Annotated in this window: 27 protein-coding genes; 7 read left to right on the top strand and 20 right to left on the bottom strand. The window is 64.7% G+C overall.

Annotation, left to right across the window (positions count from 1 at the left end; genetic code table 11):
• Window positions 1–7 precede the first annotated feature (7 nt).
• From DEF76_RS02865 to DEF76_RS02840, 6 genes are all read right to left on the bottom strand, one after another.
• Entirely contained in the window at window positions 8–277 is a 270-nt protein-coding gene (locus DEF76_RS02865) for a VirB3 family type IV secretion system protein (protein WP_114911033.1), read from the bottom strand.
• Window positions 277–588, bottom strand: coding sequence for a TrbC/VirB2 family protein (locus DEF76_RS02860; RefSeq protein ID WP_114911032.1), 312 nt, complete (start codon window positions 586–588; stop codon window positions 277–279). The genes DEF76_RS02865 and DEF76_RS02860 overlap by 1 nt, the downstream gene beginning before the upstream one ends.
• Window positions 588–1,505 (bottom strand): P-type conjugative transfer ATPase TrbB, encoded by a 918-nt coding sequence (trbB, locus tag DEF76_RS02855; protein ID WP_114913620.1) that lies wholly within the window; start codon window positions 1,503–1,505, stop codon window positions 588–590. The genes DEF76_RS02860 and trbB overlap by 1 nt, the downstream gene beginning before the upstream one ends.
• Window positions 1,506–1,805: 300 nt before the next feature.
• On the bottom strand, window positions 1,806–2,450 hold the full coding sequence (locus tag DEF76_RS20315; RefSeq protein ID WP_205216086.1) for an FMN-dependent NADH-azoreductase: 645 nt from the start codon (window positions 2,448–2,450) through the stop codon (window positions 1,806–1,808).
• Window positions 2,451–2,471: 21 nt separating this feature from the next.
• Window positions 2,472–2,948, bottom strand: coding sequence for a GNAT family N-acetyltransferase (locus tag DEF76_RS02845; protein ID WP_114911030.1), 477 nt, complete (start codon window positions 2,946–2,948; stop codon window positions 2,472–2,474).
• On the bottom strand, window positions 2,945–3,424 hold the full coding sequence (locus DEF76_RS02840; protein ID WP_114911029.1) for a carboxymuconolactone decarboxylase family protein: 480 nt from the start codon (window positions 3,422–3,424) through the stop codon (window positions 2,945–2,947). Before DEF76_RS02840 ends, DEF76_RS02845 begins: the two co-directional genes overlap by 4 nt.
• A gap of 64 nt (window positions 3,425–3,488) precedes the next feature.
• Between DEF76_RS02840 and DEF76_RS02835 the strand changes: the two genes are divergently transcribed.
• The gene (locus tag DEF76_RS02835; RefSeq protein ID WP_114911028.1) at window positions 3,489–3,962 is read left to right on the top strand and encodes a MarR family winged helix-turn-helix transcriptional regulator; all 474 of its coding nucleotides are present in this window, start codon (window positions 3,489–3,491) and stop codon (window positions 3,960–3,962) included.
• Between the two features lie 159 nt (window positions 3,963–4,121).
• Here DEF76_RS02835 and DEF76_RS02830 read toward each other — a convergent pair whose 3' ends face one another.
• The 7 genes from DEF76_RS02830 to DEF76_RS02800 form a co-directional block, all read right to left on the bottom strand.
• Complete coding sequence (locus DEF76_RS02830; RefSeq protein WP_114911027.1) at window positions 4,122–4,577, bottom strand: CopG family transcriptional regulator; 456 nt, start codon at window positions 4,575–4,577, stop codon at window positions 4,122–4,124.
• 5 nt (window positions 4,578–4,582) lie between these two features.
• Entirely contained in the window at window positions 4,583–6,562 is a 1,980-nt protein-coding gene (locus DEF76_RS02825; protein WP_114911026.1) for a conjugal transfer protein TraG, read from the bottom strand.
• Between the two features lie 195 nt (window positions 6,563–6,757).
• A complete protein-coding gene (acdA, locus tag DEF76_RS02820; protein WP_114911025.1) occupies window positions 6,758–7,948 on the bottom strand; it encodes a 3-sulfinopropanoyl-CoA desulfinase in 1,191 nt (396 codons plus the stop codon).
• 150 nt (window positions 7,949–8,098) lie between these two features.
• On the bottom strand, window positions 8,099–9,856 hold the full coding sequence (locus tag DEF76_RS02815; protein WP_114913619.1) for a relaxase/mobilization nuclease domain-containing protein: 1,758 nt from the start codon (window positions 9,854–9,856) through the stop codon (window positions 8,099–8,101).
• 247 nt (window positions 9,857–10,103) lie between these two features.
• Entirely contained in the window at window positions 10,104–10,922 is an 819-nt protein-coding gene (locus DEF76_RS02810; RefSeq protein ID WP_114911024.1) for a lytic transglycosylase domain-containing protein, read from the bottom strand.
• A 2-nt stretch (window positions 10,923–10,924) separates the two neighbouring features.
• Window positions 10,925–11,437, bottom strand: coding sequence for a S26 family signal peptidase (locus tag DEF76_RS02805; RefSeq protein ID WP_114911023.1), 513 nt, complete (start codon window positions 11,435–11,437; stop codon window positions 10,925–10,927).
• Window positions 11,434–11,889 (bottom strand): DUF2840 domain-containing protein, encoded by a 456-nt coding sequence (locus DEF76_RS02800; RefSeq protein WP_114913618.1) that lies wholly within the window; start codon window positions 11,887–11,889, stop codon window positions 11,434–11,436. Before DEF76_RS02800 ends, DEF76_RS02805 begins: the two co-directional genes overlap by 4 nt.
• 342 nt (window positions 11,890–12,231) lie before the next feature.
• On the opposite strand from DEF76_RS02800, the gene DEF76_RS02795 reads away from it, so the two are divergent.
• From DEF76_RS02795 to DEF76_RS02780, 4 genes are read left to right on the top strand one after another with little or no spacing between them, the layout of a single operon-like run.
• Window positions 12,232–12,843 (top strand): TnsA endonuclease N-terminal domain-containing protein, encoded by a 612-nt coding sequence (locus DEF76_RS02795; RefSeq protein ID WP_205216079.1) that lies wholly within the window; start codon window positions 12,232–12,234, stop codon window positions 12,841–12,843.
• Window positions 12,840–14,510: a Mu transposase C-terminal domain-containing protein gene (locus tag DEF76_RS02790; protein WP_114910933.1), complete on the top strand. Its 1,671-nt coding sequence runs from the start codon at window positions 12,840–12,842 to the stop codon at window positions 14,508–14,510. Before DEF76_RS02795 ends, DEF76_RS02790 begins: the two co-directional genes overlap by 4 nt.
• A complete protein-coding gene (locus DEF76_RS02785; RefSeq protein ID WP_205216078.1) occupies window positions 14,507–15,403 on the top strand; it encodes a TniB family NTP-binding protein in 897 nt (298 codons plus the stop codon). Before DEF76_RS02790 ends, DEF76_RS02785 begins: the two co-directional genes overlap by 4 nt.
• 10 nt (window positions 15,404–15,413) lie before the next feature.
• A complete protein-coding gene (locus tag DEF76_RS02780) occupies window positions 15,414–16,937 on the top strand; it encodes a TniQ family protein (RefSeq protein WP_240319195.1) in 1,524 nt (507 codons plus the stop codon).
• A gap of 27 nt (window positions 16,938–16,964) precedes the next feature.
• Here DEF76_RS02780 and DEF76_RS02775 read toward each other — a convergent pair whose 3' ends face one another.
• The 5 genes from DEF76_RS02775 to DEF76_RS02755 all read right to left on the bottom strand — a co-directional run bounded on the left by DEF76_RS02775 (window position 16,965) and on the right by DEF76_RS02755 (window position 19,652).
• Window positions 16,965–17,939: a replication initiator protein A gene (locus DEF76_RS02775; RefSeq protein ID WP_456303853.1), complete on the bottom strand. Its 975-nt coding sequence runs from the start codon at window positions 17,937–17,939 to the stop codon at window positions 16,965–16,967.
• Between the two features lie 104 nt (window positions 17,940–18,043).
• Window positions 18,044–18,325 carry a helix-turn-helix transcriptional regulator gene (locus tag DEF76_RS02770; RefSeq protein ID WP_114911021.1) on the bottom strand — a complete coding sequence of 94 codons (282 nt, stop codon included), beginning with the start codon at window positions 18,323–18,325 and terminating at the stop codon, window positions 18,044–18,046.
• A gap of 133 nt (window positions 18,326–18,458) precedes the next feature.
• The gene (locus DEF76_RS02765; RefSeq protein ID WP_114911020.1) at window positions 18,459–19,067 is read right to left on the bottom strand and encodes a DUF2285 domain-containing protein; all 609 of its coding nucleotides are present in this window, start codon (window positions 19,065–19,067) and stop codon (window positions 18,459–18,461) included.
• Window positions 19,021–19,212 (bottom strand): transcriptional regulator domain-containing protein, encoded by a 192-nt coding sequence (locus DEF76_RS19805; RefSeq protein WP_114911019.1) that lies wholly within the window; start codon window positions 19,210–19,212, stop codon window positions 19,021–19,023. The genes DEF76_RS02765 and DEF76_RS19805 overlap by 47 nt, the downstream gene beginning before the upstream one ends.
• 182 nt (window positions 19,213–19,394) lie before the next feature.
• Window positions 19,395–19,652: a DNA -binding domain-containing protein gene (locus tag DEF76_RS02755; protein ID WP_114911018.1), complete on the bottom strand. Its 258-nt coding sequence runs from the start codon at window positions 19,650–19,652 to the stop codon at window positions 19,395–19,397.
• Window positions 19,653–19,802: 150 nt separating this feature from the next.
• On the opposite strand from DEF76_RS02755, the gene DEF76_RS02750 reads away from it, so the two are divergent.
• On the top strand, window positions 19,803–20,063 hold the full coding sequence (locus DEF76_RS02750) for a helix-turn-helix domain-containing protein (RefSeq protein WP_408842544.1): 261 nt from the start codon (window positions 19,803–19,805) through the stop codon (window positions 20,061–20,063).
• Between the two features lie 59 nt (window positions 20,064–20,122).
• On the opposite strand, the gene DEF76_RS02745 is transcribed toward DEF76_RS02750, so the two are convergent.
• Together DEF76_RS02745 and DEF76_RS02740 are read right to left on the bottom strand one after the other, a co-directional pair.
• Entirely contained in the window at window positions 20,123–20,446 is a 324-nt protein-coding gene (locus DEF76_RS02745) for a DUF736 domain-containing protein (protein WP_114911016.1), read from the bottom strand.
• A 652-nt stretch (window positions 20,447–21,098) separates the two neighbouring features.
• On the bottom strand, window positions 21,099–21,608 hold the full coding sequence (locus tag DEF76_RS02740; RefSeq protein ID WP_240319088.1) for a hypothetical protein: 510 nt from the start codon (window positions 21,606–21,608) through the stop codon (window positions 21,099–21,101).
• Between the two features lie 328 nt (window positions 21,609–21,936).
• Here DEF76_RS02740 and DEF76_RS02735 point away from each other — a divergent pair, with 328 nt between their 5' ends.
• Window positions 21,937–24,225 (top strand): KAP family P-loop NTPase fold protein, encoded by a 2,289-nt coding sequence (locus DEF76_RS02735; protein WP_114911015.1) that lies wholly within the window; start codon window positions 21,937–21,939, stop codon window positions 24,223–24,225.
• The last annotated feature ends 44 nt before the right edge of the window (window positions 24,226–24,269 follow it).

The following is a 24,269-nucleotide window of genomic DNA, read 5'->3' as shown; positions in this document are numbered from 1 at the left end:
GCCGCTCTCACGCGACCAGGTGCTGTGGGTAGCGCAGATGCCGGCGCACCACGTCGACGAACGCTGGATCGCGCTTGGCCGCCCAGACCGAAGCGAGATGGCCGATGAGCCAGAGTGCTGCGCCGGCGAGCCAGAGCCGCAGGCCGAGGCCGATCGCGGCGGCGATCGTGCCGTTGATGATCACCACCGCGCGCGGCGCGCCGCCGAGCAGGATCGGCTCGGTCAGGGCGCGATGCACCGGCGCGTAGAATCCGGCGATGGCGTCGGCCGGTTCCATCACACCAGCACCCCGCCGCCGAACTGAAAGAAGGCGAGGAAGAAGCTCGAGGCGGCGAAGGCGATCGAGAGCCCGAAGACGATCTGGATCAGCCGGCGAAACCCGCCCGAGGTCTCGCCGAAGGCCAGTGTCAGGCCGGTGATGACGATGATGATGACCGAGACGACCTTGGCGACCGGCCCCTGAACCGAATCGAGGATCTGCTGTAGCGGCAACTCCCACGGCATGTTGGTGCCGGCGGCAAAGGCCGGGGCGCTGGTCAGCGCCAGAAGGGTGGTGGCAAAGCCCGTGAGGGCGCGGTTCAACCGCATCACGTCTCTCCTGCTTCCGTAAGGGCGTAATCGCCGCCGGGGCCGATCCCGCACACCAAAGCGAGTTCGGCGAGACGGCGGGCGGCACCACGGCCCGCAAGCACGGCGATCAGATCGATGGTTTCCGCGATCAGCGCGCGCGGGACGGTGACGACGGCTTCCTGGATCAGTTGTTCGAGCCGGCGCAGCGCACCCAGCGCCGAGCCCGCGTGCAGCGTGCCGATGCCGCCGGGATGGCCAGTGCCCCAGGCTTTGAGGAGATCGAGCGCTTCGGCCCCACGCACCTCGCCGATCGGAATGCGATCCGGGCGCAGCCGGAGCGAGGCGCGCACCAGGTCCGAGAGCGAGGCGGCGCCATCCTTGGTGCGCAGCGCCACCAAATTGGGCGCGGCGCATTGCAGCTCGCGCGTATCCTCGATCAGCACCACGCGATCGCCGGTTTTGGCGACTTCGGCGAGGAGCGCGTTGACCAGGGTCGTCTTGCCGGTCGCTGTGCCGCCGGCAACCAGGATATTTTTCCGGGCCAGAACCCCGGCGCGCAGCAAGTCCGCCTGATCGGCAGACATGATGCCGGCATCGACGTAATCGCTGAGCGTGAATATGGCGACCGCTGGACGGCGGATCGCAAAGCAGGGCGCGGCGACGACCGGCGGCACCAACCCCTCGAACCGCTCGCCGGTCTCCGGAAGTTCGGCCGAAACGCGCGGCGCGCCCGCATGGACCTCGACGCCGACATGGTGCGCAACGAGGCGAAGGATGCGTTCAGCGTCAGCCGCGGGAATGCGAACACCGGTGTCTTCCAGCCCGCCGGAGAGCCGGTCGATCCACAGCCGCCCGTCGGGGTTGAGCATCACCTCGACCACGCCCGGGTCTTCGAGATGGCCCGCAATCGCCGGTCCCAGCGCCGTGCGCAGCATGCGCGCGCCACGGGCAAAGGCTTCCGATCGCAAGGAAAGCGTCGTCACAAAAACCCCCACCGGATCGCCTCGATGCCGAGGCCGTTGCATCAGCGGCGTCAATTAGAAAGAGCCGGAAGTGAGGCGGCGCAACAACGCTGATGAGGTGGGAGGGCAGCCGGATAGAAAGACAGGCGCCAAGGATGGGCCGCGAGGTTCGCGATTGGCGGTGACACGAGAGCGGTCATGGATGGGATTGCCGTCGGCATGCTTTGGAGCAGTCAGACCGGTCGTGCGACCACAAAGGTGGCCGGATTTGCCCTAAAGTATGCGACAGCCTCCGTGTTGCCGTTTTTGCCATCTCGTTGCTTGATCTATGATCCAGGCAGTGGCTTGTGCCTCCGCCTGTTCTATGGCTGCGGTTCCCCGGCGTAGATTCTCTAGCCGCAGAGTGAAAACATCGTGAAGGCCCACCGTCGCAAGTACATAGTGAAGGTAGGGTGTGAGAAAATCAGTCTGTTCTCTGCCGATGGGGGCGGAGAAAGAACCGCCACAGGCGATTATGATAAAGACAGGTCGGTTACTTAGGAGGCCCCTCTTGCCTTCGGGTGTATTGCGGAATGTGCGTCCCGGTCTCACTACATAATCAACCCAGGTTTTGAGCACAGACGGCACGATAAAGTTGTGCATTGGTGTGTCGATCACGACGAGATCGGCGGCTTCCAGTTCGGCGATTAATGTTTCAGAGTAGGCGAGTGCAGCCAACTCCCGAGTGCCACGTTCCTTCGCTGCCATAAGGCTTGCTTCGACGAATGTTTGATCGGGATATGGTGGGGGCCGCCGCGAAAGGTCACGCTCTGTTATTATGATGTCCGCGATTTCCCTAAATTTCGCAATGAACGCCTGACCGGCCTTTCGGCTATGCGAGGCCGAGCCGCTCGGGCTGGCACTGACATGAAGTAGCACGGGCACGTTGTTATTCTCGCATTAGATGAGAAGCGCGGTGAAACGCAGGGCTGTCGCAAGGAGACCTTGACGGTAGTAGAAACGATGGCCGAGCGTATTGGTCAGAGGCGTGTCCAATACAAGCTTTGCGCAGCCGAGCGCCCGTGCCTCCGCCTTCAACCGTTCCATCAGGACTCGGCCGTGACCGCTGCTACGAGATTCCTCATCGGTCACAAGATCATCGACATAGAAATGCACGCCATGCACTAGGTTCTCCTGAACGCGGAAACCGGCCAGGGCGACGGGCTTTGCTCCTTGCCAGAGGGCAAGTAAACGGTAACCTACGGTAACTTGCCTCTGCCATCGTATCAGAAATTCACGCTCAGAGGCGAGGTGCGGCCGAAGTTGTCGCATCAATCCGTAGCAGGCCACAACCTCGGATTCCTTATCCACATAGCGCATGTCAGGTGGGGCTGGCCACGCCATGCTTCCCTCTCGCGTTGACTTCGCCGTGGTCATGTTCTCGCCGGGCGGTGAGGGAGTTGTGGCGAGAATCGCAGTGCAACACCAATGCGATTCCAATTATTGATGGTCCCAATTGCGACGGTCAAAAATATCACTTCCGTCTCCGTGAAATGTTCGCGTAGAGCTTCGTAGGATTTGTCAGATGCGCCTTGTGTAGCCACCGCAGTCAGAGACTCGGCCCAGGCAAGAGCGGCGGACTCCCGCTCCGAAAAGACCCCGGCATCCTGCCAGGCAGCGACCAAATCAAGTTTCGCGCTCTCAACGCCCGCCTTTCGGGCAACGTTCAGATGATGTTGGATGCAGAAGGCGCAACCATTGATTTGCGAGACCCGGATCTTGACCAGTTCCGTCAGATGCTTGTCCAGACCGGAATCACCTACCACTTTCCCCAAGGCCAAGAGCGCCGCATACGCGTCTGGGGCGGACTTTAGGAATGTTTGATAATCCACGCGCGGGTGCCCAGTTGACATAAATACTCCTTTCAAGTGATCATAGATAGTCAGGCTCCTAACAACATATCAGAGTTCTTACAACATGGTCAAGTCGCCGCAGAGGGGCCGTTTGCCCAAGCCAGGCGAGGGTAAACGTGGAGAGAAGGGCTATATCGGATATCTGTTACGGCAGGCGGCTGGTGCGTATCGGCACCGGGTAGAACTGGCGTTGGCGGACCTCGACGTTACACCGCCTCAGTTTTCCGTGTTGACTATGCTCGCCGCTTATCCCGGCCATTCCAATGCCGATCTTGCGCGCCTGGCTTTGCTCACTCCGCAAACAGTTAGCGTGATCGTCGCTAATTTGGAGCGCGCCGGCTCAATAGTTCGTCGCCGACATGCGGTCCATGGGCGAATCCAGCATCTCGATCTTACTGAAAGCGGCAAGGCTTTACTGGCAACCTGCCGTGCTCGAGTGCATGAGATAGAGCATGAGCTGATTGACGCCCTGGCATCGGACGAGGAACAGGCAATCAGAAGATGGCTTGTTCGTGTTGCGACTACCGAAGTCGCGTAATTCGTGAAATCGGCGATAGTCGGCCTTTCTCGGGCTTCACGCGATGTTGCCACGTCGCGCGTCTTGGCTGGGCTACCGCGGCGTCCCACGACCAAAATAGGCGACCACTGGCAGTCACCGCGAGACGAAAGCCCCTGCGCGACGGCCGAACCCGGCCATTCAGCAATGTTGTCCGTCCTCAGCATTTCTGACCTCATCCGCCTCCGTTGCGTTCCCGGCCACATCGCGAACAACCTCGTCCGCCAGTGTGTGCCCGCGCGCGAGCCGCCGACCGAGCGCCTCGACGAAGCCTTGGTAGCGCTCGCGGCCCTTGGCTTGCGCTGCGGCAAGGGCGCTGTCGGGTAGAGGCGGTGTGCTGGTCAGCCAGAACCGGACGAAGACGGCCAGGGCCTCGTTCGTGATGGCGACATGCCGCTCGATGCGCTCGAGATGCCGGCCGATGCGATCGAGGCGGCGGGCGAGTGCGGCTTCCAGCCGCTCGGCGCCGTCGGGGGAGAGATGTGAGGCCAGTGCTGCCTCGACGATCAGGGCTTGGCTCACGCCTTTGCGCCCGGCGTGGTCGGCGAGTTTGGTCATCAGATCGGCCGGCAGGCGGAACGTGTGCTTGGTTCGCATCGCGCTCAGAGCCACATCTCATCGGCCGGATCGAGTGCCGCCTGCCGGGCGACGGCACTCATCGCGCGCCGCACGCCACGCTCACGTTGCGGCTCATCGTCGGCATCCTCGAGCGGCTCGAACTCATTGACCGCCCGCCGTGGCGGCGGCGCGATGTCCTCATGCGCCGGCAACTCGGGCTCGCGGCGGATGCCGCCATTTGCCGCATCGCCGGCGCTGGCGGAGGAAGGCTCGGCGAGGATGGCGCCGGCCCAGTCGCCTTGATCGGCTGGGGCATCGTCCGGTGCCGGTTCCAGAAGCCGCGGGGACAAAGATGGCGGCGGCAGAATGCGTGCTGCAAGCTCCGGGTCTTCGTAGTAGCGGGCTTTCCTCGCGCGGATCGGCGGGCAGGCCGAGACCAGCACCAGCTCGTCCTCTTGCGCAAGCTGCATGATCTCGCCCGCGGTCAGAAGCGGCCGCGCAGTTTCCTGGCGCGAGACCATGAGATGGCCAAGCCAGGGGCTGAGCCGGTGGCCGGCATAGTTTTTCATCGCGCGCATTTCGGTCGCGGTGCCGAGGGCGTCAGAGACACGCTTGGCGGTGCGCTCGTCGTTGGTCGCAAAACTCACGCGCACATGGCAGTTGTCGAGGATCGCGTTGTTCGGGCCGTAGGCTTTCTCGATCTGGTTGAGCGACTGGGCGATCAGGAAGCTTTTCAGCCCGTAGCCGGCCATGAAGGCGAGCGCGCTTTCGAAGAAATCCAGCCGCCCGAGTGCGGGAAACTCATCGAGCATCAGCAGCAGCCGATGCCGCGGCGCTTTCGGCGAGAGCTCTTCGGTCAGACGCCTTCCGATCTGGTTGAGGATCAGGCGCACGAGCGGCTTGGTGCGGCTGATGTCAGAAGGCGGCACCACCAGGTAGAGGGTGGTCGGCGCCTTTGCCTCGACGAGGTCGCGGATGCGCCAGTCGCATCGCCGCGTCACGGTGGCGACGACGGGATCGCGATAGAGGCCGAGGAACGACATGGCGGTTGAGAGCACGCCGGAGCGCTCGTTCTCGCTTTTGTTCAGCAGCTCCCGCGCCGAACTCGCGATCACCGGATGCACGCCGCGCGCGCCGAGATGCGGCGTCGTCATCATCGCGCGGAGCGTTTTCTCGATCGGCCGGCGCGGGTCGGACAGAAAGCGCGCAACACCCGCGAGCGTTTTGTCGGGCTCGGCGTAGAGCACGTGAAGGATTGCGCCGACCAGCAGGGAATGACTGGTCTTTTCCCAATGGTTGCGGCGTTCCAGCGCCCCTTCAGGATCGACCAGGACATCGGCGATGTTTTGGACGTCACGCACCTCGCCTTCGCCGCGGCGGACCTCGAGCAGCGGGTTGTAGGCGGCGCTCGCGGCATTGGTTGGGTCAAACAGCAGCACACGGCCGAAGCGTTGCCGCCAGCCGGCGGTGAGCGTCCAATTCTCGCCCTTGATGTCATGGACGATCGCCGATCCCGACCAGGTCAGCAGCGTCGGCACCACTAGGCCAACGCCCTTGCCTGAGCGCGTCGGTGCGAAGCAGAGCACATGTTCGGGGCCGTCATGGCGGAGATAGCGCCCCTGCCAGCGGCCGAGCACCGCGCCGTCTTGGGCGAGGAGGCCTGCTGCGCGTATCTCCGCCGTCTGCGCCCAGCGCGCCGAGCCATAGGTGGTGACGCGCTTGGTTTCCCGGGCGCGCCAGACCGACATGCCGATCGCAACGATCACCGCGGCAACGCCACCGGCGGCGGCGATGATGGCGCCCTCGGTAAAAATCTCGCTTGCATAGGCATCGAAGGCGAACCACCACCAGAAGAAGGCCGGCGGCGGATAGACCGGCCAGCCAAGAACCCCGAACCAGGGCCGGCCGAGCTGCGGCTGAAAGAGAAGCCGCCACGCCACCCACTCCGTCGCCCCCCAGAGGAAGGCGAGCACGGTGGCGCCGACAGCGAACACCTGGCCCCAGAGGATCTTGGTTGCGGACATGGCGATTGCGGAGCAGGATGGATGTTTCGCGCGGCGGCAAGCGCAAAGTGATGGCCTGCGTAGCCGCGGATATCCTGGCGATGAATTCGGACAGTGCGAAGGTGCCGGCACCGGCGAATGACGCGGGTCTCACGGCCGCTCCTCCAGGCGGCAGGCCTGGGGCAAACCCGGCGCCGGCCATTCCCTTCGTGCGTTTTACCGGACGTAACCGTCGCGCGTCTGCGGCAGTTTCCAGCCCAGCACCTTGCTCGCAACAAGCGTGCGCAGAACTTGCGCCGTACCGCCGCCGATGGTGAACATCCGCACGTCACGCGCCATCCGCTCGAGCGGGAAATCCCGCGAATAGCCGCGCGCGCCGAAGATCTGCAGCGCATCATTGACGATTTTGATCGCCGCTTCGGAGGCGAAAATCTTCGCCTGCGCGGCGAGGTTGGGATCGGGGAAAGCGCTGCCGTTCGGGCCGCGCGAGTCCGCCGCCGCGTAAAGCATCAGGCGTGCGGCGGTGAGCTGCGTCTGCATGTCTGCCAGCATCCATTGCAGGCCCTGGAACTCGCCGATCGGCCGGCCGAATTGCTCGCGGGATTTGGCCCAGGCGACGGCATGTTCGAGCGCCCCGGCGGCGATGCCCATCGCAACCGTGCCGGCCCCGACGCGCTGGCTGTTATAGGCATTGATCAGGTCGGCAAACCCGCGTTTGAACCCAGATGGCGGCAGCAGCACCCGGTCGGGCGTAATCTCGAGATCGCTGAACGTGATCTCCCCCTCGGGCATGCCGCAGAGCCCCATGGTCGGCTCACGCCGGGTAACGCGCAGCCCCTCGGCCTCGCCGCGGATGGCGAGGAAGCCGCCGACGCCGAGATCCTCGCCGCTTTCGTCGAAGACGCGCGCGAAGATCAGGTGCAGGCGCGAGATGCCGGCGCCGGTGATCCAATGCTTGCGGCCGTTGAGCACGTAGCGGTTGCCACGCTTGTCGGCGCGCGTGGTCATGCCGGAGGCATCGCTGCCGGCGTCTGGTTCGGTGATGCAGATGGCCGGCTTGTCGCCACTCAGCACGAGATCGGCGGCGAGCCTCCGTTGCGCCTCGGTGCCATAGGCCATGATCGTCGAGATCGCGCCCATGTTCGCTTCGACGACGATGCGGGCGGTGACGGTGCAGGAACGCGCCATCTGCTCGATCACCAGGACGGTATCGAGGAAGCTGCGCCCCTGCCCGCCGAGTTCCTTGGGGATGGTCATGCCGAGAAAGCCCTCGGCTTTCAGCGCATCCACGATGTCCCAGGGGTATTCGCCACTGCGGTCGATCTCGGCTGCGCGTTGCCGCACCAGGCCGTTAGAGAAAGCGGCGGCTCTGGCTTTCAAAGATTCCTGGTCTGGTGTCAGGCGCATGAGGCGTTCCCCCTTGTCGAACGTCTATGATTGGCGGCGTTCGGGTTCTTTGTCGCAGCCAGGCCGGAAATTGGCAGCTGGGTTCCGACCAATGCTGCCGTGACCATAGCATGCCGAGCGGGGTCGTCATGACGCCATCTTGCGCCGACATCACCGCGCCATGCCAAACCCCTGCTTGCGCCCCAAACCCCAATCGACCCTGCCGCCGGGCCCCATCACCCCGCCGACCTGATGCCCGAGTTCCTTCTCCAGCGCCGGCCGCCACGGCACCAGCTGAAACCCCAGGCCGTCCTCGATCATGGCGAACCGGCCGGAGGCGAGGGTGACGCGCCGACGGAAGACGCCGGAGACGTGCTCGCCTTCGGCGGACGGCCGGTGGCGGAGCCCGGTCTCGGCCGAGAGCCGGGCGGCGGCGGCGTCGAGTTCGCGGCGGCGGAGTGTGGCAAGAAGATCGCGCGCGAAAATCACCCGCTGGCCGTGCCGGCGTGCGAGGTTCTGATCGGCGAGATGATCGATCCGCTTTTCCATCGCGGCGCGCACATCAGCGCCGAAGCCCGCGGCGCTGAGCGTGGCCTCCTTGGTGAGAAGCTGGCGATCGAGCCAGGTGGCGCCGGGCGCGGTCACTTGGGCGGCGAGGCTGAGATCGGAGCGGGTGGCGAGAACGACCCGCCTCTCGCCGGCAGCGTCGTCATAGAGGCGGGCCTCGACGATGGCGCCGGGCATTGCATCGCCGGTCAGCGCGAGATCGGGAAACACCACGTGATGGGTGCGGCCGTCGATCCCATCGATGACGGCATAGGCGGTGCCCTTGAGCTCATCATGCAGCCCGCGTTCGACGAGGCGGCCGAGGATGGGATCGGAAGGCTGCTCCCCGTGGAGGGCGAAGCCGGCGACATCCGGTTCGCGATCGCCGCCGCGCATCGCCCGGTGCATGGTTTTGATGATGTCGCCGCGGCGGTCGAGGTCGCGGAGCGCGGGTTCGAGCCCGGGTTTGATGAGCCACTGCGCCGGGCCGACCTGTTCGGCGAGGCCGAAGCGTTCGAGCCTGGTGGCGCGACCGATCAGCCGCCGGCGAAGGTCTGGGTCTTCGCCGGCGCCTGGGCGCAGGTCGGCGATGCCAGCGCTTTCATCGGCGATGTCGCGGAGCGCCCGGTCGAGACTGGTCCAGCGTTCGGCCGTGATCTCTTTCTCCAGCCCCGCGCGAATATCCTGAGCGCTGCGCGGGCCGAGCTCCAAGGTGATGCGCGCAGCGGCACGGTCGCGCAGGCCGCGGCTGATATAGTCACGGCTGATGACGAGGTCGCGGCCGTCATCGGCGCGCCCGCGGATCAGGAGGTGGATGTGCGGGTTGTCGGTGTTCCAGTGATCGACGGCGATCCAGTCGAGGCGGGTGCCGAGATCGCGCTCGGCATCCTGCATCAGCTCGCGGGTAAAATCGCGGAGGCTAGCGAGCGCGGCGGCATCCTCGGGCGAGACGATGAAACGGAAATGATGGCGATCCTCGGCGCAGCGCTCGGCGAAGGCGCGGCTGTCGGCGTCGTCCGAGCGGGCATCGAACATGCGCGCATCCGCGCCGTCGCGCGTGACGCCGTCCCGGCGGAGATAGCCGATGTGCCTGGCCAAGGGCGCCGCGCGGAAGCCGCTGCCGCGATGGCGGACGACGCGGGCTTTCGTCACCACGCGGCGCGCGGTTGCCGAGAGCGACAGGGAGGCGGCGGCTCGCCGGCCGCGACCGAAGCGCGAGCGGCCGCGGCCGAATTTTCCCGCGCCGAACCGATCGCCGATCTGCCCCGCCTTCTTCGCGGCGCGCAGGACCTCGGCGACGAAACTCGCGGGCCGTCTAGCGCCACGCGTGCCGGGGCGGATGCGGCCCGGGCGTATGTGCAGGTCGTCATTCCGGGCGTTCATGGTCGCGCGCTTCCAGCCGGGACCGGGGGATGGCGCCTGAGCCGTTGAAATCGCCACGAAAACCGCAGTAACCGCCAGCATCTCAATGGCGCCTGATGGCAAAAAACACCAATCCAACCAGCAAGTTGCGCGCGCCGGAGGGCGGCGCTTTTCCCTTGCCGTCGATTGATCGGTCTCTGCGGCACTCCGCCGCAACCCCGCCAGCGCCCGCCATGGACCGCCAAAGCATGAAAGCCGATGCTGCCGGTCATGACGACGGGCCCGGGTATGATGGCGTGACAAAAAGCCCCATCGAAGATGGCACGAGACCGGTCCCATCCACTGCCCGAGGATCGTTTGGGCGTGGCTGCGACGGCGCCTCGGCTGCGTCGTGGCTGCTCTTCGGCGGCACTGCTGAGAGTGGCGGAAACAGCGACGCCTTGGCCCCGGATGTCACCGCCGAGGCGAGCCATGATGCGTCGTCAACCGCGCCTGCTTCGATCACCGGCAGAAGCCGGGCGACATAGGTGCCTGTTTCGGAGGGCAGTGGCCGGCCGCTCGCGATGTGATCCTCCCACCGCGCCGGCCCGGCATGGTAGGCCGCGAGGAAGCCGGGGATGCCGTAGCGGTCGCGCAAGTCTCGCAGATACGCCGCGCCGGCGAGGATGTTGTCATGCGCGTCGTAAGGATCGGCGCCGAGGTGATAGCGGCGGCGCAGCGCGGCCCAGGTTTCCGGCATGATCTGCATCAGCCCGATCGCGCCCTTGGGCGAGAGGGCACGCGCATCGCCGAGGCTTTCGGCCCCGATCACGGCGCTCAGGAACGCCGCCGGCATGGCAAACCGCTGCGCGGCTTCGTCGATGAAGCGCGCGAACGGCGCGCGATCGACATCGATGGCGAGGGTGCGCTGCGGTGCCGGCTGCGCCCGCGCCGACATGCCGATGAACGCGCTCAGGAACGCCGCCGCAAAGGCAAGGCGGCGACGCTCTGGCCGCTGATATTTGTCCATCGGCGCGGCCGCCGATTGCCGGATATTGGCCTTCAGGAGAGCAGAAATCTGGCGGTGCGCGTCGCAGTCATCGGACATGGTCAGGGGTCCTCGCGGGTCCAGAGAGGCACCGCCCGGGCGACGATCGTGCTCGCAGGCAACAAGCCGAAATAGCGGCCGTCGAAGGAGTGCGCCGACCGCCCGTTCATCAGAAACACCGTGCCGGCGGAGAGACTCTGGCAGCCCTGCCAGACCGGCAAAGGGCGGCCCTGGCGGTCGGCAGTGAGGGCCTCGCCGCGCGCAATGGCATCGATGGTGATCACGCGCCCGGTGCGGCAGACGGTCTGTCCCGGGAGTGCGGCGACGCGCTTTAACATCGGCACCCTTTGCGGCAGGTAGCCGCGTTCATCGGCAAACCTGGCGAGTGCCGGTGGCGGGTCGACCACGACCAGTTCCGCATCGTGCAATTCGCCAGCGGGCCGGAGGGCGTAGAGGCCGGTCGCGACACTCGCGCTCGCGTTCCACAGCAAGCGCGGGCGCGGATGGATGGCGCTCGTCGCGCCGGCGGCAAGCATGGCCAGGCTCGCCGCCAGCGACCAGGCGATGCGAGTCATAGGCCGGCGCTCCGGCGAGCAAGCCATGCGCGGTGGCGTTCGCGCGTGTAGGGGCGCGGCGGTTCGCCGGCGCTCAGGCGGTTGTGGACGTGGCGCCAATGCTCCGGCGCTGCTGCCGCCGGATCGATGCCGAGCGCCTCAACCGCGTCGATCGCTTGCAGAACCCGCTCGACCCTCGGCCACCCGCTGAGCCGCAGCAGGATCTCCCCGCCGGGCGCGACGAATGGCACGGTCTGATAGGCCTCGCCGGCGGCAACCGCGCGGAGAATGTCAATCCGGGACAGGACAGTGCCGTAGTCGTTGGCAGCCCAGCGGACGAAAGCGAAGACCGAATTCGGCGCGAAGCCGAGCACCCGCCGCCGGCGATCGAGGATCGTCTCCTCGATATCGTGACCAAAGCGGATCCAGTGTTCGATCCGCTTCTCGATCCAGGTCAGTTCGACGCGGGTCACGTGCGCGCTGGCTTCGGCCTGGCTACCCCGACCCGTCCCATGCCGTGCCCGCTGGGTCGGCACGGTTGACAATGCCCCTTTCTCCTTCACGGCAATTTCGCCCGCCGAAATGACGGGCGATCGACGTCTTGGCGACGTCGCCCTTGTGGCTGCGTAGCATTGCCATCACCGTGCGCCGCGTGTTTTCCACTGGTGTTGGTGTTCGAGGTTTCGTGAATCGACGAGTAGGCGAATATGAATCCGCATAATGGTTTGCGTGCATTGACACGGTTCCATGTTTGTGAACTGACCCCAAAATGTGCTAGGTTTACGTACCGAATCGTCCCGCAAATGGAGAGCGATTTGCGGCAAATTCCTCTCAGCCATCGGTCGCATGTGACCGGGTTCCAGACACTGGCAACTGGGACGGTGGAGCATGAAAGCGCGCTGGAGCGTGACTTCGTAACGCTCGTGAGCTTCATGGATGCCGGCGCCGTGGTGACAGCCCAGCCGGTGACGATCCGGTTCGAGCATGAGGGCCGCCAACGGCGATATACGCCGGACTTTCGCGTCGACTGGAGCGACGGCCGCTGCGAGATCGTCGAGATCAAATACCGTGTGGACTTGCGCGAGGGCTGGCGTGGCTTCCGGCCGGCTTTTGCTGCTGCGCGGCATTGGGCGCATAGCAATGGCGCCCGCTTCAGGATCGCGACCGAGCGCGGCATCCGCGGACCGCGGCTCGACGTCGCGAAGCGGCTACTGCCGCTCAGGAGCGCGCCGATCGACACGGTGCTGGCGGAACGAGCCGTCGCCCGTGCGCGCGCCAATACCGTGAGTTTCGGCGATCTGGTGGATGATTTACCGGCCGCGCGCGAGGCCGGCCTCGCCTTGCTCTGGCGGCTGATCGCGCGCGGAGCGCTCGCCGTCGATCTCACCGTGCCGATCACGGCCGAGACGCGGGTGACAGCGCCATGAGCACGCCCGATCTCTCGATGATTGACGCCGCGGCATGGGATGAAGCGCGGCGCTGTCTCCCGGTGATCCGGCGGCTGGCGGAGAATCCGGTACGTACGCGAAGCGACGTGGTGGCGGCCGCCGAGGAGCTCGGTTGTGGGCCAACCCACGCGTATGCCCTGCTGCGGCGCTATCTCACCGATGCACGCCTTACCGGCCTGCTGCCACGTCGTCGTGGTCCCGAACGCGGCATCTCTTTGCTCGATGAAGCGGTGGACGCGGTGATCCGTGAGGTCATCGACTCGGTCTATCTGACGCGCCAGCGACCTCGGATCGTTCATCTGGTCGAGGAAGTCCAACGCCGCTGCGTTGCGGAAGGTCTGCGGGTTCCGAGCCGCAAGGCGATCACGGCCCGGGTGCAGGCGCGTCCCGCTCGCGAGGTCGTCGCGAAGCGCGAGGGCCGCAAGGCGGCACGCGAGCGCTATTTCCCGGCGGTCGGATCGCTGGAAGCCCACTGGCCTCTGTCGCTGATCCAGATCGACCATACGCTGGTCGACGTGATCGTGGTCGACAGCGAGACGCGGGCGCCGATCCAGCGGCCCTGGTTGACGCTGGCGATCGACGTCTGCACGCGTTGCGTCGCCGGTTTCCATTTGTCGTTGGCGCCGCCATCCGCAACGTCGGTCGCGTTGTGCCTGAGCCATGCTGCGCTTTCCAAGGAGAGCTGGCTGGCCGAGCGACGCATCGACGCAGATTGGCCGGTGCGTGGCATCCCCGAACGCCTGCATCTGGACAACGCCAAGGAGTTCCGGTCCGAGGCGCTGAAGCGCGGCTGCGAACAGTATGGGATCGCCATCGACTACCGGCCTGTGCGCACGCCTCACTATGGCGGCCACATCGAGCGACTGATCGGCACGATGATGGGCAAAGTCCATCTGCTGCCGGGAACCACCTTCTCCGACGTGCGGGAAAAAGGCGATTTGGACCCGGAGAAGACGGCTGCGATGACGCTCGACGAGGTGGAGCGCTGGCTCGGTCACGCGATCGCAGGCGTCTATCATCGTGATCTGCATCGCAGCCTCGGCATCACGCCGTTGGCTGCCTGGAAGCGAGGCGTTTCCGGGGACGACACGACGTTGGGGCGCGGCGAGCCGACTGCTGTGGCCGATCCACGCCGCTTCCTGATCGATTTCCTGCCGATTGCGCGTCGCAGGATTCGCCGGGATGGCGTGGCGCTGCACTCGATCGCTTATTGGGCGGATGTGCTGAGCACCTGGATCGGCCATCCAGAGCCGATGATCGTCCGCTACGACCCGCGTGACCTCAGCCGGATCTATCTGCTCGGTCCCGACGGAGTGTATTACGACCTCAGCTACCGCGATCTGCGGCGCCCGCCGATCAGCCTGTGGGAGCACCGTCTGGCGCTGAAGCGGCTGCACGAGAACGGCCGCTCGCTGGTCGACGAGGAAGCTATCTTCCGCACCATCGAGGCCATGCGGATGATCGCTGACGGCGCCGTTCGCGCCAGCAAAACGGCGCGGCGCCAGCGCGAGCGGCGTCCGCACGCCGTTGTCGAAGGCCGCTCTGATCTGCTTCCGATCGAGCATGATGAAGCCGATCGGTTTCGGCAGATCAACGAGGGCCTGGCGCCGCACGAACGGATGTTCCCGGTCGAGGAATGGGAATGAGCGACGACTATGCGCACCTGCATCCCTCGGTCCGGCGCTTCGCTGACGAAGACGCCCCGTCGCGCATACGACGCATCCGCACAGATCGTTGGATCGGCTATGCACGGGCGGAAGCCGTCCTGGCGGCGCTGGAGGACCTGCTGAGCTTCCCGAAGCGGACGCGGATGCCGAACCTGTTGCTGGTCGGTCCGACAAACAACGGCAAGACGATGATCGTCGAGAAGTTCCGGCGGGCGCACCCGGGGACCACCGCCGGCGAGAGCGGTGACGGCATTGCGCTTTTTCCCGTCGTGAAGGTGCAGATGCCGCCTGGCCCGGACGAAGGCCGGTTCTTCGGGGCGATTCTCGATGCGCTGGGAATGCCGTTCAGCCCGCGCGATCGAATCGCGACCAAGCAGGACACGGTGGTCTGCGTCATGCGCTCGACGGGAACGCGGATGCTGGTGATCGACGAGTTGCACAACGTGCTGTCGGGTTCGGCGATGCAGCAGCGCCGGTTGCTCAATCTGCTGCGCTGGCTCGGCAACGAGCTCCAGATCCCGCTGGTCGGCGTCGGCACGGCCGAGGCGCTGCGCGCGATCCGCAGCGACGACCAACTCGTCAACCGCTTCGAGCCGCACCCTCTACCGCTGTGGAGCGATGACGACGAGTATCGCCGGCTGCTGAGCACGCTCGAGGCCGTGCTCCCGCTGCGCAAGCCGTCGCATCTCGCCGATACCGCGCTTGGCGCCCGCATCCTCTCGGCATCCGAAGGCGTGCTCGGCGAGATGATCGCGGTCGTCATCCGTGCCGCGGTTCGGGCGGTGGATACGGGCGCGGAGACGATCTCTGCGCGCGTGATCGAGGATACAGGCTTCATCCGTCCCTCCGAGCGTCGTCGTGTTGCGGTCTGATTTGTTCGAGGTGGCGCCGTGGCCGGCGCCTTTTCACGGTCGCGCCGGCTTGCCGAGGCATGTTGCTCCGGTCGACGGCGAGGCTCTGATCTCCTGGGTGGCGGCGCTTTCCACCGTTCTCGGCATGACGCCGCGCGTTCTTTGCCGCGATGCATTCGGCGTCGATGTTCGGCGGGACCGTGAATGGTGGCGTCGCCCCGATCCCCCGGCGTTGAAGCGGATCGAAAGCCGGACTGGCGTCGATGCGACGCGTCTCGTCGAGATGACGTTGTGCGATTGGGCCGCCACGCCGAACGATGAGGAAGCGGATCGATTTGCCGCGAACCGGTGGACCGTTCGTGAGAATGGTAAGGTTCGTCTCGGCCGGATCGACGTCTGTACAGAGTGCCTCGCCGAAGCGCCGCGCCCGCATCTCCAGTTGATCTGGACGCTCGGCTGGGCGGGCGCGTGCCCTCGTCACGAGACGGCGCTCAGCGGAAGGTGCCCCTTCTGCGGCAAGGCGCTGCGGTTGCGCGGCCTGACCGGTTTGGAGCCGATCGATTTTCTTTGCAGGCGCTGCGCAGCTCCGCTGACTCACGCGGAGAGTCTTCCGGCGCATCCCGCCGTTCTCGATTTGCAAGCGGCTCTCGCCGCAGGCAAGCGAAGCGGAACGACTATCCTCCCCGGCATCGGCGCGCTCAACTGGCCAACGACCATGGCGCTCGCCGACGTGCTCCTCGCGATGCTCTGGACGCGTCGCGCGAAGAAGCAACGTGACTATCTCGCGCCGAGACGACGTGATCGTCTGTTCGCCGGCATCTGCCGCGATCTCGGAATGACCGAGCGTGAGTGGCAGCGCATCCCGTGGAAGGAGAACTACGGCGGGTTGTTGTTTCTGGCCTGGTTGCTGGGCGATCTCGGCCAGCGCCTGCCGAGAACCATCGCTACACTGCTGACGCCGCGCCTCGAAGGGCTGCTCGCTCCCTTCACGGACTTCGAGGCCATCGTGAAAGACCGGCTGCGGGTCATACTCGCAGCGGCGAGCACCAAACGGCCGGAGGGCCAGCGCGCGTGGAAACCGTGGCTGGATAGCCTCAGCGCCTCGCACCTGCGTGAACAATCCATGCAGGATCGCTACAAGCATCGGCGTCAGCGGCTCAGGGCCTTGGCGGAACTGAAGGACGGCGCTCTGGTCGAAGCCGTTGCTACGCTCGTTGGCGTCGAACCACGCAGCGTTTACCGCTGGCTCCATCGGGGCGCAGCCGGAGGCCTGGAGGCCGCATTGGAACGTCCGACGGGCAAGCCCGCTCTCACCGGTGTTCAGGCCGAAGCCATGGGCCAGTGGATTGCTGGCGATCGTCTTCGCCAGAACCGGCAAGCGATCGCCGTTCGGGCCAGAGAGATGTTCGGCGTCGACCTTGACCTGGACGCTGCCTCGAAGCTGCTGACCAAGCATCGCCGCGCGAAGCCTGGGCGCCGCCGTCGATTGTGGGGACCGAAACACGGCCGTCGCCGAAGAGCAGGATCTATTCATGATCCTGCTCCTGGTCCGTGAATCCGGTTCGCGTATCCTGGAGCGAGTTCATGATTCCTCGCCCCGGTTCGCGAAACCTCGCGCCCCGACACTGGCCGGGGTTGGCCCAACTTCTACAAGGTTAGATTCTTCTAAGTTAGATTCTAAGTTAGGCCGCTCGGAAGTGTCGGAATTTACTGGGAAAAACAGGGATTTTTGTTCCCAATGGCACGTGGTGCCGGTTCCTGATAGCACGTCATCATCAGTTCCCGATGGCACGTGCACATCCACAGCTTTTCCACAGGCTCCTGTGGATAACCGCGCCCGGGTAAACAGCAGCAGTTCGCATCCGCCGGGCTCGCGCTGAACGGCAAGGCGATAGCCGGGCAACGGCTGGCGCTGTGCCAAGTCGCGCAGTTCGAAGGCGAAGCGCCTGAAGGGCGAGAGGCTGGCCGATTTGGCGTAGAGGTGATGGAAATCGAATTTCCAGCCGGTGTGCTGATGGCCGCCGTGCTTGCGCACCAGCCGGTACAACCAGCGTTCCAAGCCGCCCGTCAGCCCGAAATACGCCCGGTCGATCGTCAGCACGAGCGCCTCGTCGAGGACGGCGCGATAGAACCAGTCGGGCACGATGAGGTCGATGCCGATGGCGTGGCCATGCGTGTCGGCCCGCTGGGTCCATTCGTTGATCCAGGAAAAGCGGTGCAGGTGGCGCTGGTTGGTCTGGCGCAGGGAGGTCGCGACCGTCGTCGATTGCAGCCGATCGAGCGCCGCTTTCAGCCGGTGATAGTCGCGGACGCTGGTGCCACGGCCAATGAAGGTCAGGATTTCGTGCGGCGTCGCCGCCATCAGCCGCGAGGTGCGGATACCGGCGTCACGCGCCTCAACGATCTGGCTGGCGGCCCAGATCAGCACGTCGGCATCCCAGATCGTCGCCATGCCGTGCTCGGGCACCGCCTCGACCCGGATGGTGATATCGCCCATCCGGAAATCGATCGGCTCGGTGCGAGGCGTCTTGGCGAGGCTGAAGAACGGATAGGCCATGAGATCCTGGGCATCGCGGGGCGCAAGATCGCCGGGCAGCGCCCGGAAGCGTTCGAGCTGCTCGCGTTCGGAATTGGGGCGGTGTCGCGCGAACATGGGATGCGTCAGCGGCGCGGATGGGCCGCGCGCGCCAGGGCGTCCGCGCTGTGGCGTTTGGCCGGCAGGACGGTGGATAGGCCCGGATCCGAGGTGGAAGCCTTGGTGCCCGATTCCACCCAGGCTTGGAGATCCTCCAGACGGTAGACGACGCGGCCGCCGAGTTTCGCGTAGCGCGGGCCGGTGCCGTAGATGCGGTGCTTTTCGAGGGTGCGGATGGAAAGCCCGACGAGGCGCGCGGCATCGGGCGTACGCAGATAGCGCTGCAGGCCAGCAATGGTGGTGGACATGGGAGATCTCCGTGATCCTTGTGAGGGGCTGCCGGAGGGTGGCGGCCGTCCTGGATCACGTTCGGTTATCGTGGGGGGCGTTTGGGATGGCGAAGAAGCGCGCGTCGCGGCCGCCACCCCGGCGCGGGCGGCGCTATTTGGTGGGCTTGGGCCGCAACAGCGTGCGATAGCCGCCCTGCATCAGGGCAACGCCGGTGCGGCTCAAGCGGATGATCTGATCACGGAGCGAGGAGGTTTTCCAAGGCTCATCGGCAATGCGCCTTGCGCCGAAAAACGCCTCAGCGATGGTGCGGTAGCTCATCCCCTCGAGCCGTGCATCGAGGGCTCGCAAGGCGGCGATCAGACGCTGGATGCGCCGCCGCTGCGACGATCGTGGTCGTGGCGGCGCTCGCGCGAGTGTCTCCCAGAGCCGCGCAAGGGCGTCGGCCCGCGCCAGCGTCAGCGCATCGACGGGAATGGTCGCGGCGAGCGCCGCTCCCGCGTCCGTACCCGAGGTCACCCAGAGCTGCAAAAATCCGGCGCCACTGCGGACGATGAGGTGCGTGCCATCCGCGGCGTCGCGGCGGACGATGATGGCGGGGAGATCGGCGAGGGTAATCGTCGCTTGGCTGGCCCCCGCCGGCGCGGTGGCGAGGATGACGAGCGGGGCCAGTTCGGCGGGCTGCCAGAAAACCGGCGAATGATCGGCGCTTGTGTCAGGGTCCGCCAGGAAATCGCAACCCCCAGACGCGGGCTCGGGCATCGCCGCTGCCGGCGTCGCGGGCCGCGGCTCGGTGGTCAGCCCGGTAGTCGGGATTGCGCCGCAGGAACTCCCAGGCGAGGCCGGGAGACTCAAGGCTGTTGGCGTATTCGTAGGCGGCGGGTGACCGCCAATCCTCCTGCGACATGATCGGTCTCCAGTGACAGAACGGCGTGATCCCCGAGGTTGAATAACAGACCTGTGATTTAGGCGGCGAAGCGCCAGAGCCCGAATCGGCATCGCGCCATGCCTCCATCGGATCACCGTAAACGCGGCGACACGTGACTGCGGGCTGGCGCAGACGCGTCAATGCGCCGGTTGGATTCGGGATCATCTGGGCGCATGGAGAAGGTCTCGGTAGCCCTGTTCGGTGAGCCAGCGCGCGCGTGCCAGGTGGGACTGGTAGGCGCCGCGGGCCCGCTCGGGTTCTCGGGTAGGATCGATCGCGAGGACGATGCGCGCGACGTCTTCCCAGGCCGCTCCTTCCTCAGCGGCGTCGAGCAGGCGCAAATAGAGTGCCGCGTGCTGGCGGTCATAGTCGGTGACATGCGCCTCGGTCGGCGCGAGATCGGCAATTCTTGGGCTCATCGGCGTGGTCCTGGTTGTTTCTCGTGCCCCTGGGGGAAGATCGCCCAGGCGGCGACGGTAGATGCGGCATCGGTAGATAGCGAAGCCTCCGCGCCTCGAACATGGGCGCGGTTAGAGTATTATAATACGTAGCGCGCTAATACGCGATCGGTGTCCATCCTGCCGATGGATATCCGACAGGCCTTTGGCCAGAATCTCCGGCGGTTCCGGATGCGGGCGGGCCTCAGCCAGGAGGCCGTGGCCGAACGCATGGGGGTCGATCGCGCGCATGTGAGCAGCATGGAGCGCGGGCGGCAGAACGTCACCCTGCTCACGCTCTGGCACGCCGCACAGGCGGTCGGTGTGACGCCGGCCGCGCTGCTCGAGGATGCGCCGGCGGCGAAGCCCGCCCGCAGCTCCAAGATGCCCTGACCCCGCCGGCCGAAAACCCCGTCCGGCGGTTCCGGACGGGGCTTCGTCTCAGTGGCGCCTCAGTCGCCGTTGGCGCGGCGGCTGCGTGACCAGATCAGGGTGAACCCCTCGCCGTCCTCGTCGTCGACCAGGTTGGCGTAGATCGGGGCGTTGAAGCTGGGGTCGTCGAGCTTGACCGAGAGATAATCGCGCCCCTCATTCGAGCGTTTGGACCAGGCGGCGCCGATCTCCGCGCGGCCAACGAAGATGCGGTGGCTCGGGGTATTGTCGTTGGCCCGGCTGGTTTCTGGGACGATGCGCACGCCCTTGGTCTGGACGCTGAGGGTGACGATCTCGCCCTGCAGCTCGTTGCCGACCTTCTTGAAAGAACCGATGGTAGCCATAACGCGTCTCCTTGCTGGTTTCGAGCCCGCGACCATCGCGGCCTCGATGGCGATCGGGAGGCCGGGGACGATCGACGACGCACCCGCGGGCCGGGGTCCCCGTGGCGCTGCCCTTGCGGCGCGACGGGGTGGCCAAGGGCCGCAGCGAAGCGGAAGACGCCGACAGGGAGACTTTCTTGTCTCGCGAGGAATGGGCCGATCCGGGGCCCCGCGGGGCTCGTCCCGCGGGGTGGTCGGCCCAGGGGAAGAAAGTCGATCGGGCGGCGTTGCGGCCCAGGCGATCGAGGCGCAGCCGGTCTTCGGCCAGATCAAGCCATGGAGAGGCCGTGTGCTCGCGGGCAACGACCAGCCTCCCCGGGAGACGACGTGGCGACTATCGGTTGGCACCGACAAGAGGTCGGAGCGGCCAAGGCGAGAGAAGGCCCTCCTGGCGTAGAAAAGGGCGCATCCAGCATCGCCCCCGTTGCCAGGCGCGTGACGAGATCCCGGCCAGCAACGCGTAAAGCCGAGGGGCGGTCGACGCCCGGGTTCCACGCCTCGAAGGGGCGCATGGCGTCTCGCTCGGCCGACGTCGAGATTCCACACCGATCGGCCCAAGGTGGGGCGACGAAAACCGCCGCGCGGGGATTGACGGGTATGGCTGCGCCGCCGCCTACCACCGAGCCGGCAGCGAAACGGAGATCTCTCGGACGCCGGACGGGGTTGCCATGGCCGCGATGCGGACGTTGGCGGTGGCGCCGACGGCGATCGCGCCGATGACGGCAAACACCTCTCGCCAGCCCTCGGCCGGGACACCGAGCCGGGCCAGCGCGAGTGTCGCGTGGTAGCCGGCGACCGTCGCCGGTGCGGCGAATAGGAGGGCGATGAGGCCGCGCAGCAGGGGCGAGGTGACGGTGGCGAAGATGAATTGCCCGGCGATAAGCGTGACGGCCCCGGCCGCGACCCCGACGACCAGCGCGCCAATGACACCCGCCCCGCTATGGTAGGCGGCGAGACCCGCGCTCATGCCGGCGAAGAAGGGCAGCGCGTAGACGGCGAGAGTGAACATCAGCCAGCATAAAGAGCCGATGCCGAACATGCCGAGAACGATGCCGATGGCGAGCATGGTGGCGAGCTCCGCGACCGAGTTGGACGCATGGATCGCGCCCTCCACCACCACCATGGCGTAAACCTAAAGTATAGGCGAAGATGAAGGAGAGCACGAGCGGAAATCCAAGCAGGTTGCTACATGCCACGCTGCCCAATGGCCAGGATATTGCTCCGAGCTGATCACTAATCCGACCGACAAACCCGTCACCTTGAATCCCAGCGGCAGAGCGATTCTTGAGTCATAACCCAGGGAGTTACGATCTCTCCCACGCAATCAGATATCTATTTGATTGCCGGATTAGTAACTTGGAACACGGCTTCACAGCGACCCGCCTGAAGCGAATTACATATGCAAGGAGCAGACCTTGGCCTCCCGTCGGATACCAGGTAGACAATCAGCTATGGCACTCTGGAACCGGATTGCCGAGATTTTGAGGCTGCGGCCGCCACCGCAGGCTGCTCGAGGATTGCCGACTGACGCCCCGATCTCAACAGCCGGGCAAGACATGCTGGGGCGCACTGGCTTCGCTGGTGAGTTGGCCGAAGTCATTGCCAACCAGTATACCAAAGAAAGCCTAGTTTTGGCTCTCAGGGGCGACTGGGGCTCAGGGAAATCGTCCCTTAAAAACCTGATCGTCGAGGTTCTTCGAGAGCGCTTTCCCAAACAGGTCAAGGTGGTCGAATTTAACCCGTGGCAGTGGGGAGCAGACGAGACGATCAGTCGAGCTTTTTTCCGAGAAATCGCCGCGGCGCTTGGGCAGGCGGATTATTCCCTCATGGGCAGGCGTCGCGCCTACAAGTTCCGCGAGTACGCAAAGGTCCTAACTTCGCTTTCTGGCACGCTGATGCTTGCTGGGGACAAAACTTCCACGGTCGTCGGATGGCTAGGCAGTATTGGCCTGTTAACAGCAGGGGCCGGCTTGGTTCTGCCGGGCCTGCCCGTCACAAAAGTAGCCGCCGCCCTGCTTATGGCCGGTGGTGCCGCTACCCTCGCCGCAAAGGTCATCGGTGCGCTCGGGGTGGAGAGAGACCTGGGCAAGCCGCTTGAATTCGTTCGTGCAGACCTGGAAGAACGCCTAAAATCTCTTCCGCGAAATCTTCTCGTTGTCGTCGATGATATCGATCGCCTGGAACCGGAGCAAATCCGTCTCGTCGTTCGCCTGGTAAAATCGAACGCCAATCTGCCGAGGATCACCTACCTCCTGCTGTTCCAGCGCAGCATTGTCGAGGAAGCACTCAACCCGCTTTCTGCCGAGGATGGTTGCCGCTATCTCGAGAAGATTGTCCAAGCTTCGTTCGATGTCCCGGTCGTTGAGGGCGCGCGCGTCGAGGCTGCAGTTCTAAACGGCTTGGATAAGCTGTTGAGCGGCGAGCTGACCGCGCAGAATGGATTCGACCAGACTCGGTGGGGGAATGTTTGGCGGGGTGGTCTGCACAAGTTGTTTCGTAATCTTCGTGACGTCCAGCGCTTCCTTGCCGACCTAAATGTACATCTTAATCTTCACCGCGGCAGTCGGTTTCTCGAAGTTAACGTCGTTGACTTCATCGCAATAGAGACGCTAAGGGTATTTGAACCTGACGTGTTTACCGCGATATCTTGCGCAAAGGGGCTGCTCACGGGGGAATCTAATCCTCCTGAGGCTATGCGTGCGCGGATCCTCAAGATCACCGCTGGGTTAAGCGACGATCGAAGGGATGCCCTCAACGTCGTTCTCAAACAGCTCTTCCCTAGCTTCGGATGGGCGCTCGATAGTCTCCATTATGGGCCGGACCTGAACGCAGAATGGCTGAAAGAGCGGCGAATCTGTTCACAACGCCACTTCGATCGCTATTTCATGCTCCGGCTTCCTGACGGTCAAATTTCAGATTCTGAGTTCAGGGATTTTCTCGAACTCAATGACAAGACAAAAATTTCGGAGGCGTTCGACGATCTCGATAAGAGAGCGCTTCTTCCCGTCTTGCTTGCTCGTTTGGATGAGATCAAAAAGCAACTGCCAATAGAGAACATCAGTGCCTTACTGCCGGCCTTGATAGATATTGGTGACACCTATGAGGATTCCAAGGGTTTTTCCTTATCAACACCTTTCATTGCTACTTGGCGTACGGCGGCCTGGTACCTCCGGGGTGTTACGGATATCGATAGACGTGGGAGGGTCTTTCTTGAAGCCATGCACAATAGCACAGGCCTCGCTGTACCTGCTATTCTGATCGGACTTGAGGATGATCGAAGGGAGAAAAAGGCGTCCGATAAAGAAAGGTCGTTATCTGATGCCGATCTTGTCAGCGCAAAAGACCTTCTCCTGCAAAAGATCAGGAAAGCATCCTCCGTACAACAGGTTTTCATTGCCAATCTCCACCTCGTTAGCTTGCTATACGATTGGAAGAAACTCGCTGGTGAGGAGGAGCCGCGAGCATGGATGGACAATATTGTTGAAGATCCAGTGCTTCTGCCGAAGTTATTGAACGCCTTCACGTTTACGCGCCAAAGCCACACCTTTGGCGATTACGTCACTCGGAGCTCCCGCGTAGTCAAATTGGGAATATTAAAGACGTTCGCTGACCTCAATAAGGTGGATGACAAGATCAAGAGGCTCGATGTATCGACGCTTGCTGACGCCGACGCTGAGGCTATTGCAGCTTATAATGCTGCGAGGTCTGCGCCCGATGGAGCGGATCACGACGTGGAGTAGATTGAAATGGAGTGCGCTGTCGGATTGCCTGGTTGTGCGTGACT

The sequence above is a fragment of the Acidibrevibacterium fodinaquatile genome, assembly GCF_003352165.1.
Classification (GTDB): Bacteria; Pseudomonadota; Alphaproteobacteria; order Acetobacterales; family Acetobacteraceae; genus Acidibrevibacterium; species Acidibrevibacterium fodinaquatile.
This window is presented reverse-complemented; position numbering and strand designations above follow the sequence as displayed.

Coding starts and splice junctions, on each gene's coding strand:
- DEF76_RS02815 (WP_114913619.1), bottom strand. CDS start 9,856: ATGAACGCCCGGAATGACGACCTGCACATACGCCCGGGCCGCATCCGC.
- trbB (WP_114913620.1), bottom strand. CDS start 1,505: ATGCTGCGCACGGCGCTGGGACCGGCGATTGCGGGCCATCTCGAAGAC.
- acdA (WP_114911025.1), bottom strand. CDS start 7,948: ATGCGCCTGACACCAGACCAGGAATCTTTGAAAGCCAGAGCCGCCGCT.
- DEF76_RS02825 (WP_114911026.1), bottom strand. CDS start 6,562: ATGTCCGCAACCAAGATCCTCTGGGGCCAGGTGTTCGCTGTCGGCGCC.
- DEF76_RS02835 (WP_114911028.1), top strand. CDS start 3,489: ATGGTCAAGTCGCCGCAGAGGGGCCGTTTGCCCAAGCCAGGCGAGGGT.
- DEF76_RS02840 (WP_114911029.1), bottom strand. CDS start 3,424: ATGTCAACTGGGCACCCGCGCGTGGATTATCAAACATTCCTAAAGTCC.
- DEF76_RS02830 (WP_114911027.1), bottom strand. CDS start 4,577: ATGCGAACCAAGCACACGTTCCGCCTGCCGGCCGATCTGATGACCAAA.
- DEF76_RS02810 (WP_114911024.1), bottom strand. CDS start 10,922: ATGTCCGATGACTGCGACGCGCACCGCCAGATTTCTGCTCTCCTGAAG.
- DEF76_RS02755 (WP_114911018.1), bottom strand. CDS start 19,652: ATGAGCCCAAGAATTGCCGATCTCGCGCCGACCGAGGCGCATGTCACC.
- DEF76_RS02865 (WP_114911033.1), bottom strand. CDS start 277: ATGGAACCGGCCGACGCCATCGCCGGATTCTACGCGCCGGTGCATCGC.
- DEF76_RS02775 (WP_456303853.1), bottom strand. CDS start 17,939: ATGGCCTATCCGTTCTTCAGCCTCGCCAAGACGCCTCGCACCGAGCCG.
- DEF76_RS02845 (WP_114911030.1), bottom strand. CDS start 2,948: ATGACCACGGCGAAGTCAACGCGAGAGGGAAGCATGGCGTGGCCAGCC.
- DEF76_RS02785 (WP_205216078.1), top strand. CDS start 14,507: ATGAGCGACGACTATGCGCACCTGCATCCCTCGGTCCGGCGCTTCGCT.
- DEF76_RS02745 (WP_114911016.1), bottom strand. CDS start 20,446: ATGGCTACCATCGGTTCTTTCAAGAAGGTCGGCAACGAGCTGCAGGGC.
- DEF76_RS02770 (WP_114911021.1), bottom strand. CDS start 18,325: ATGTCCACCACCATTGCTGGCCTGCAGCGCTATCTGCGTACGCCCGAT.
- DEF76_RS02805 (WP_114911023.1), bottom strand. CDS start 11,437: ATGACTCGCATCGCCTGGTCGCTGGCGGCGAGCCTGGCCATGCTTGCC.
- DEF76_RS02860 (WP_114911032.1), bottom strand. CDS start 588: ATGCGGTTGAACCGCGCCCTCACGGGCTTTGCCACCACCCTTCTGGCG.
- DEF76_RS02790 (WP_114910933.1), top strand. CDS start 12,840: ATGAGCACGCCCGATCTCTCGATGATTGACGCCGCGGCATGGGATGAA.
- DEF76_RS02765 (WP_114911020.1), bottom strand. CDS start 19,067: ATGCCCGAGCCCGCGTCTGGGGGTTGCGATTTCCTGGCGGACCCTGAC.
- DEF76_RS02740 (WP_240319088.1), bottom strand. CDS start 21,608: ATGGTGGTGGTGGAGGGCGCGATCCATGCGTCCAACTCGGTCGCGGAG.
- DEF76_RS02735 (WP_114911015.1), top strand. CDS start 21,937: ATGGCACTCTGGAACCGGATTGCCGAGATTTTGAGGCTGCGGCCGCCA.
- DEF76_RS19805 (WP_114911019.1), bottom strand. CDS start 19,212: ATGTCGCAGGAGGATTGGCGGTCACCCGCCGCCTACGAATACGCCAAC.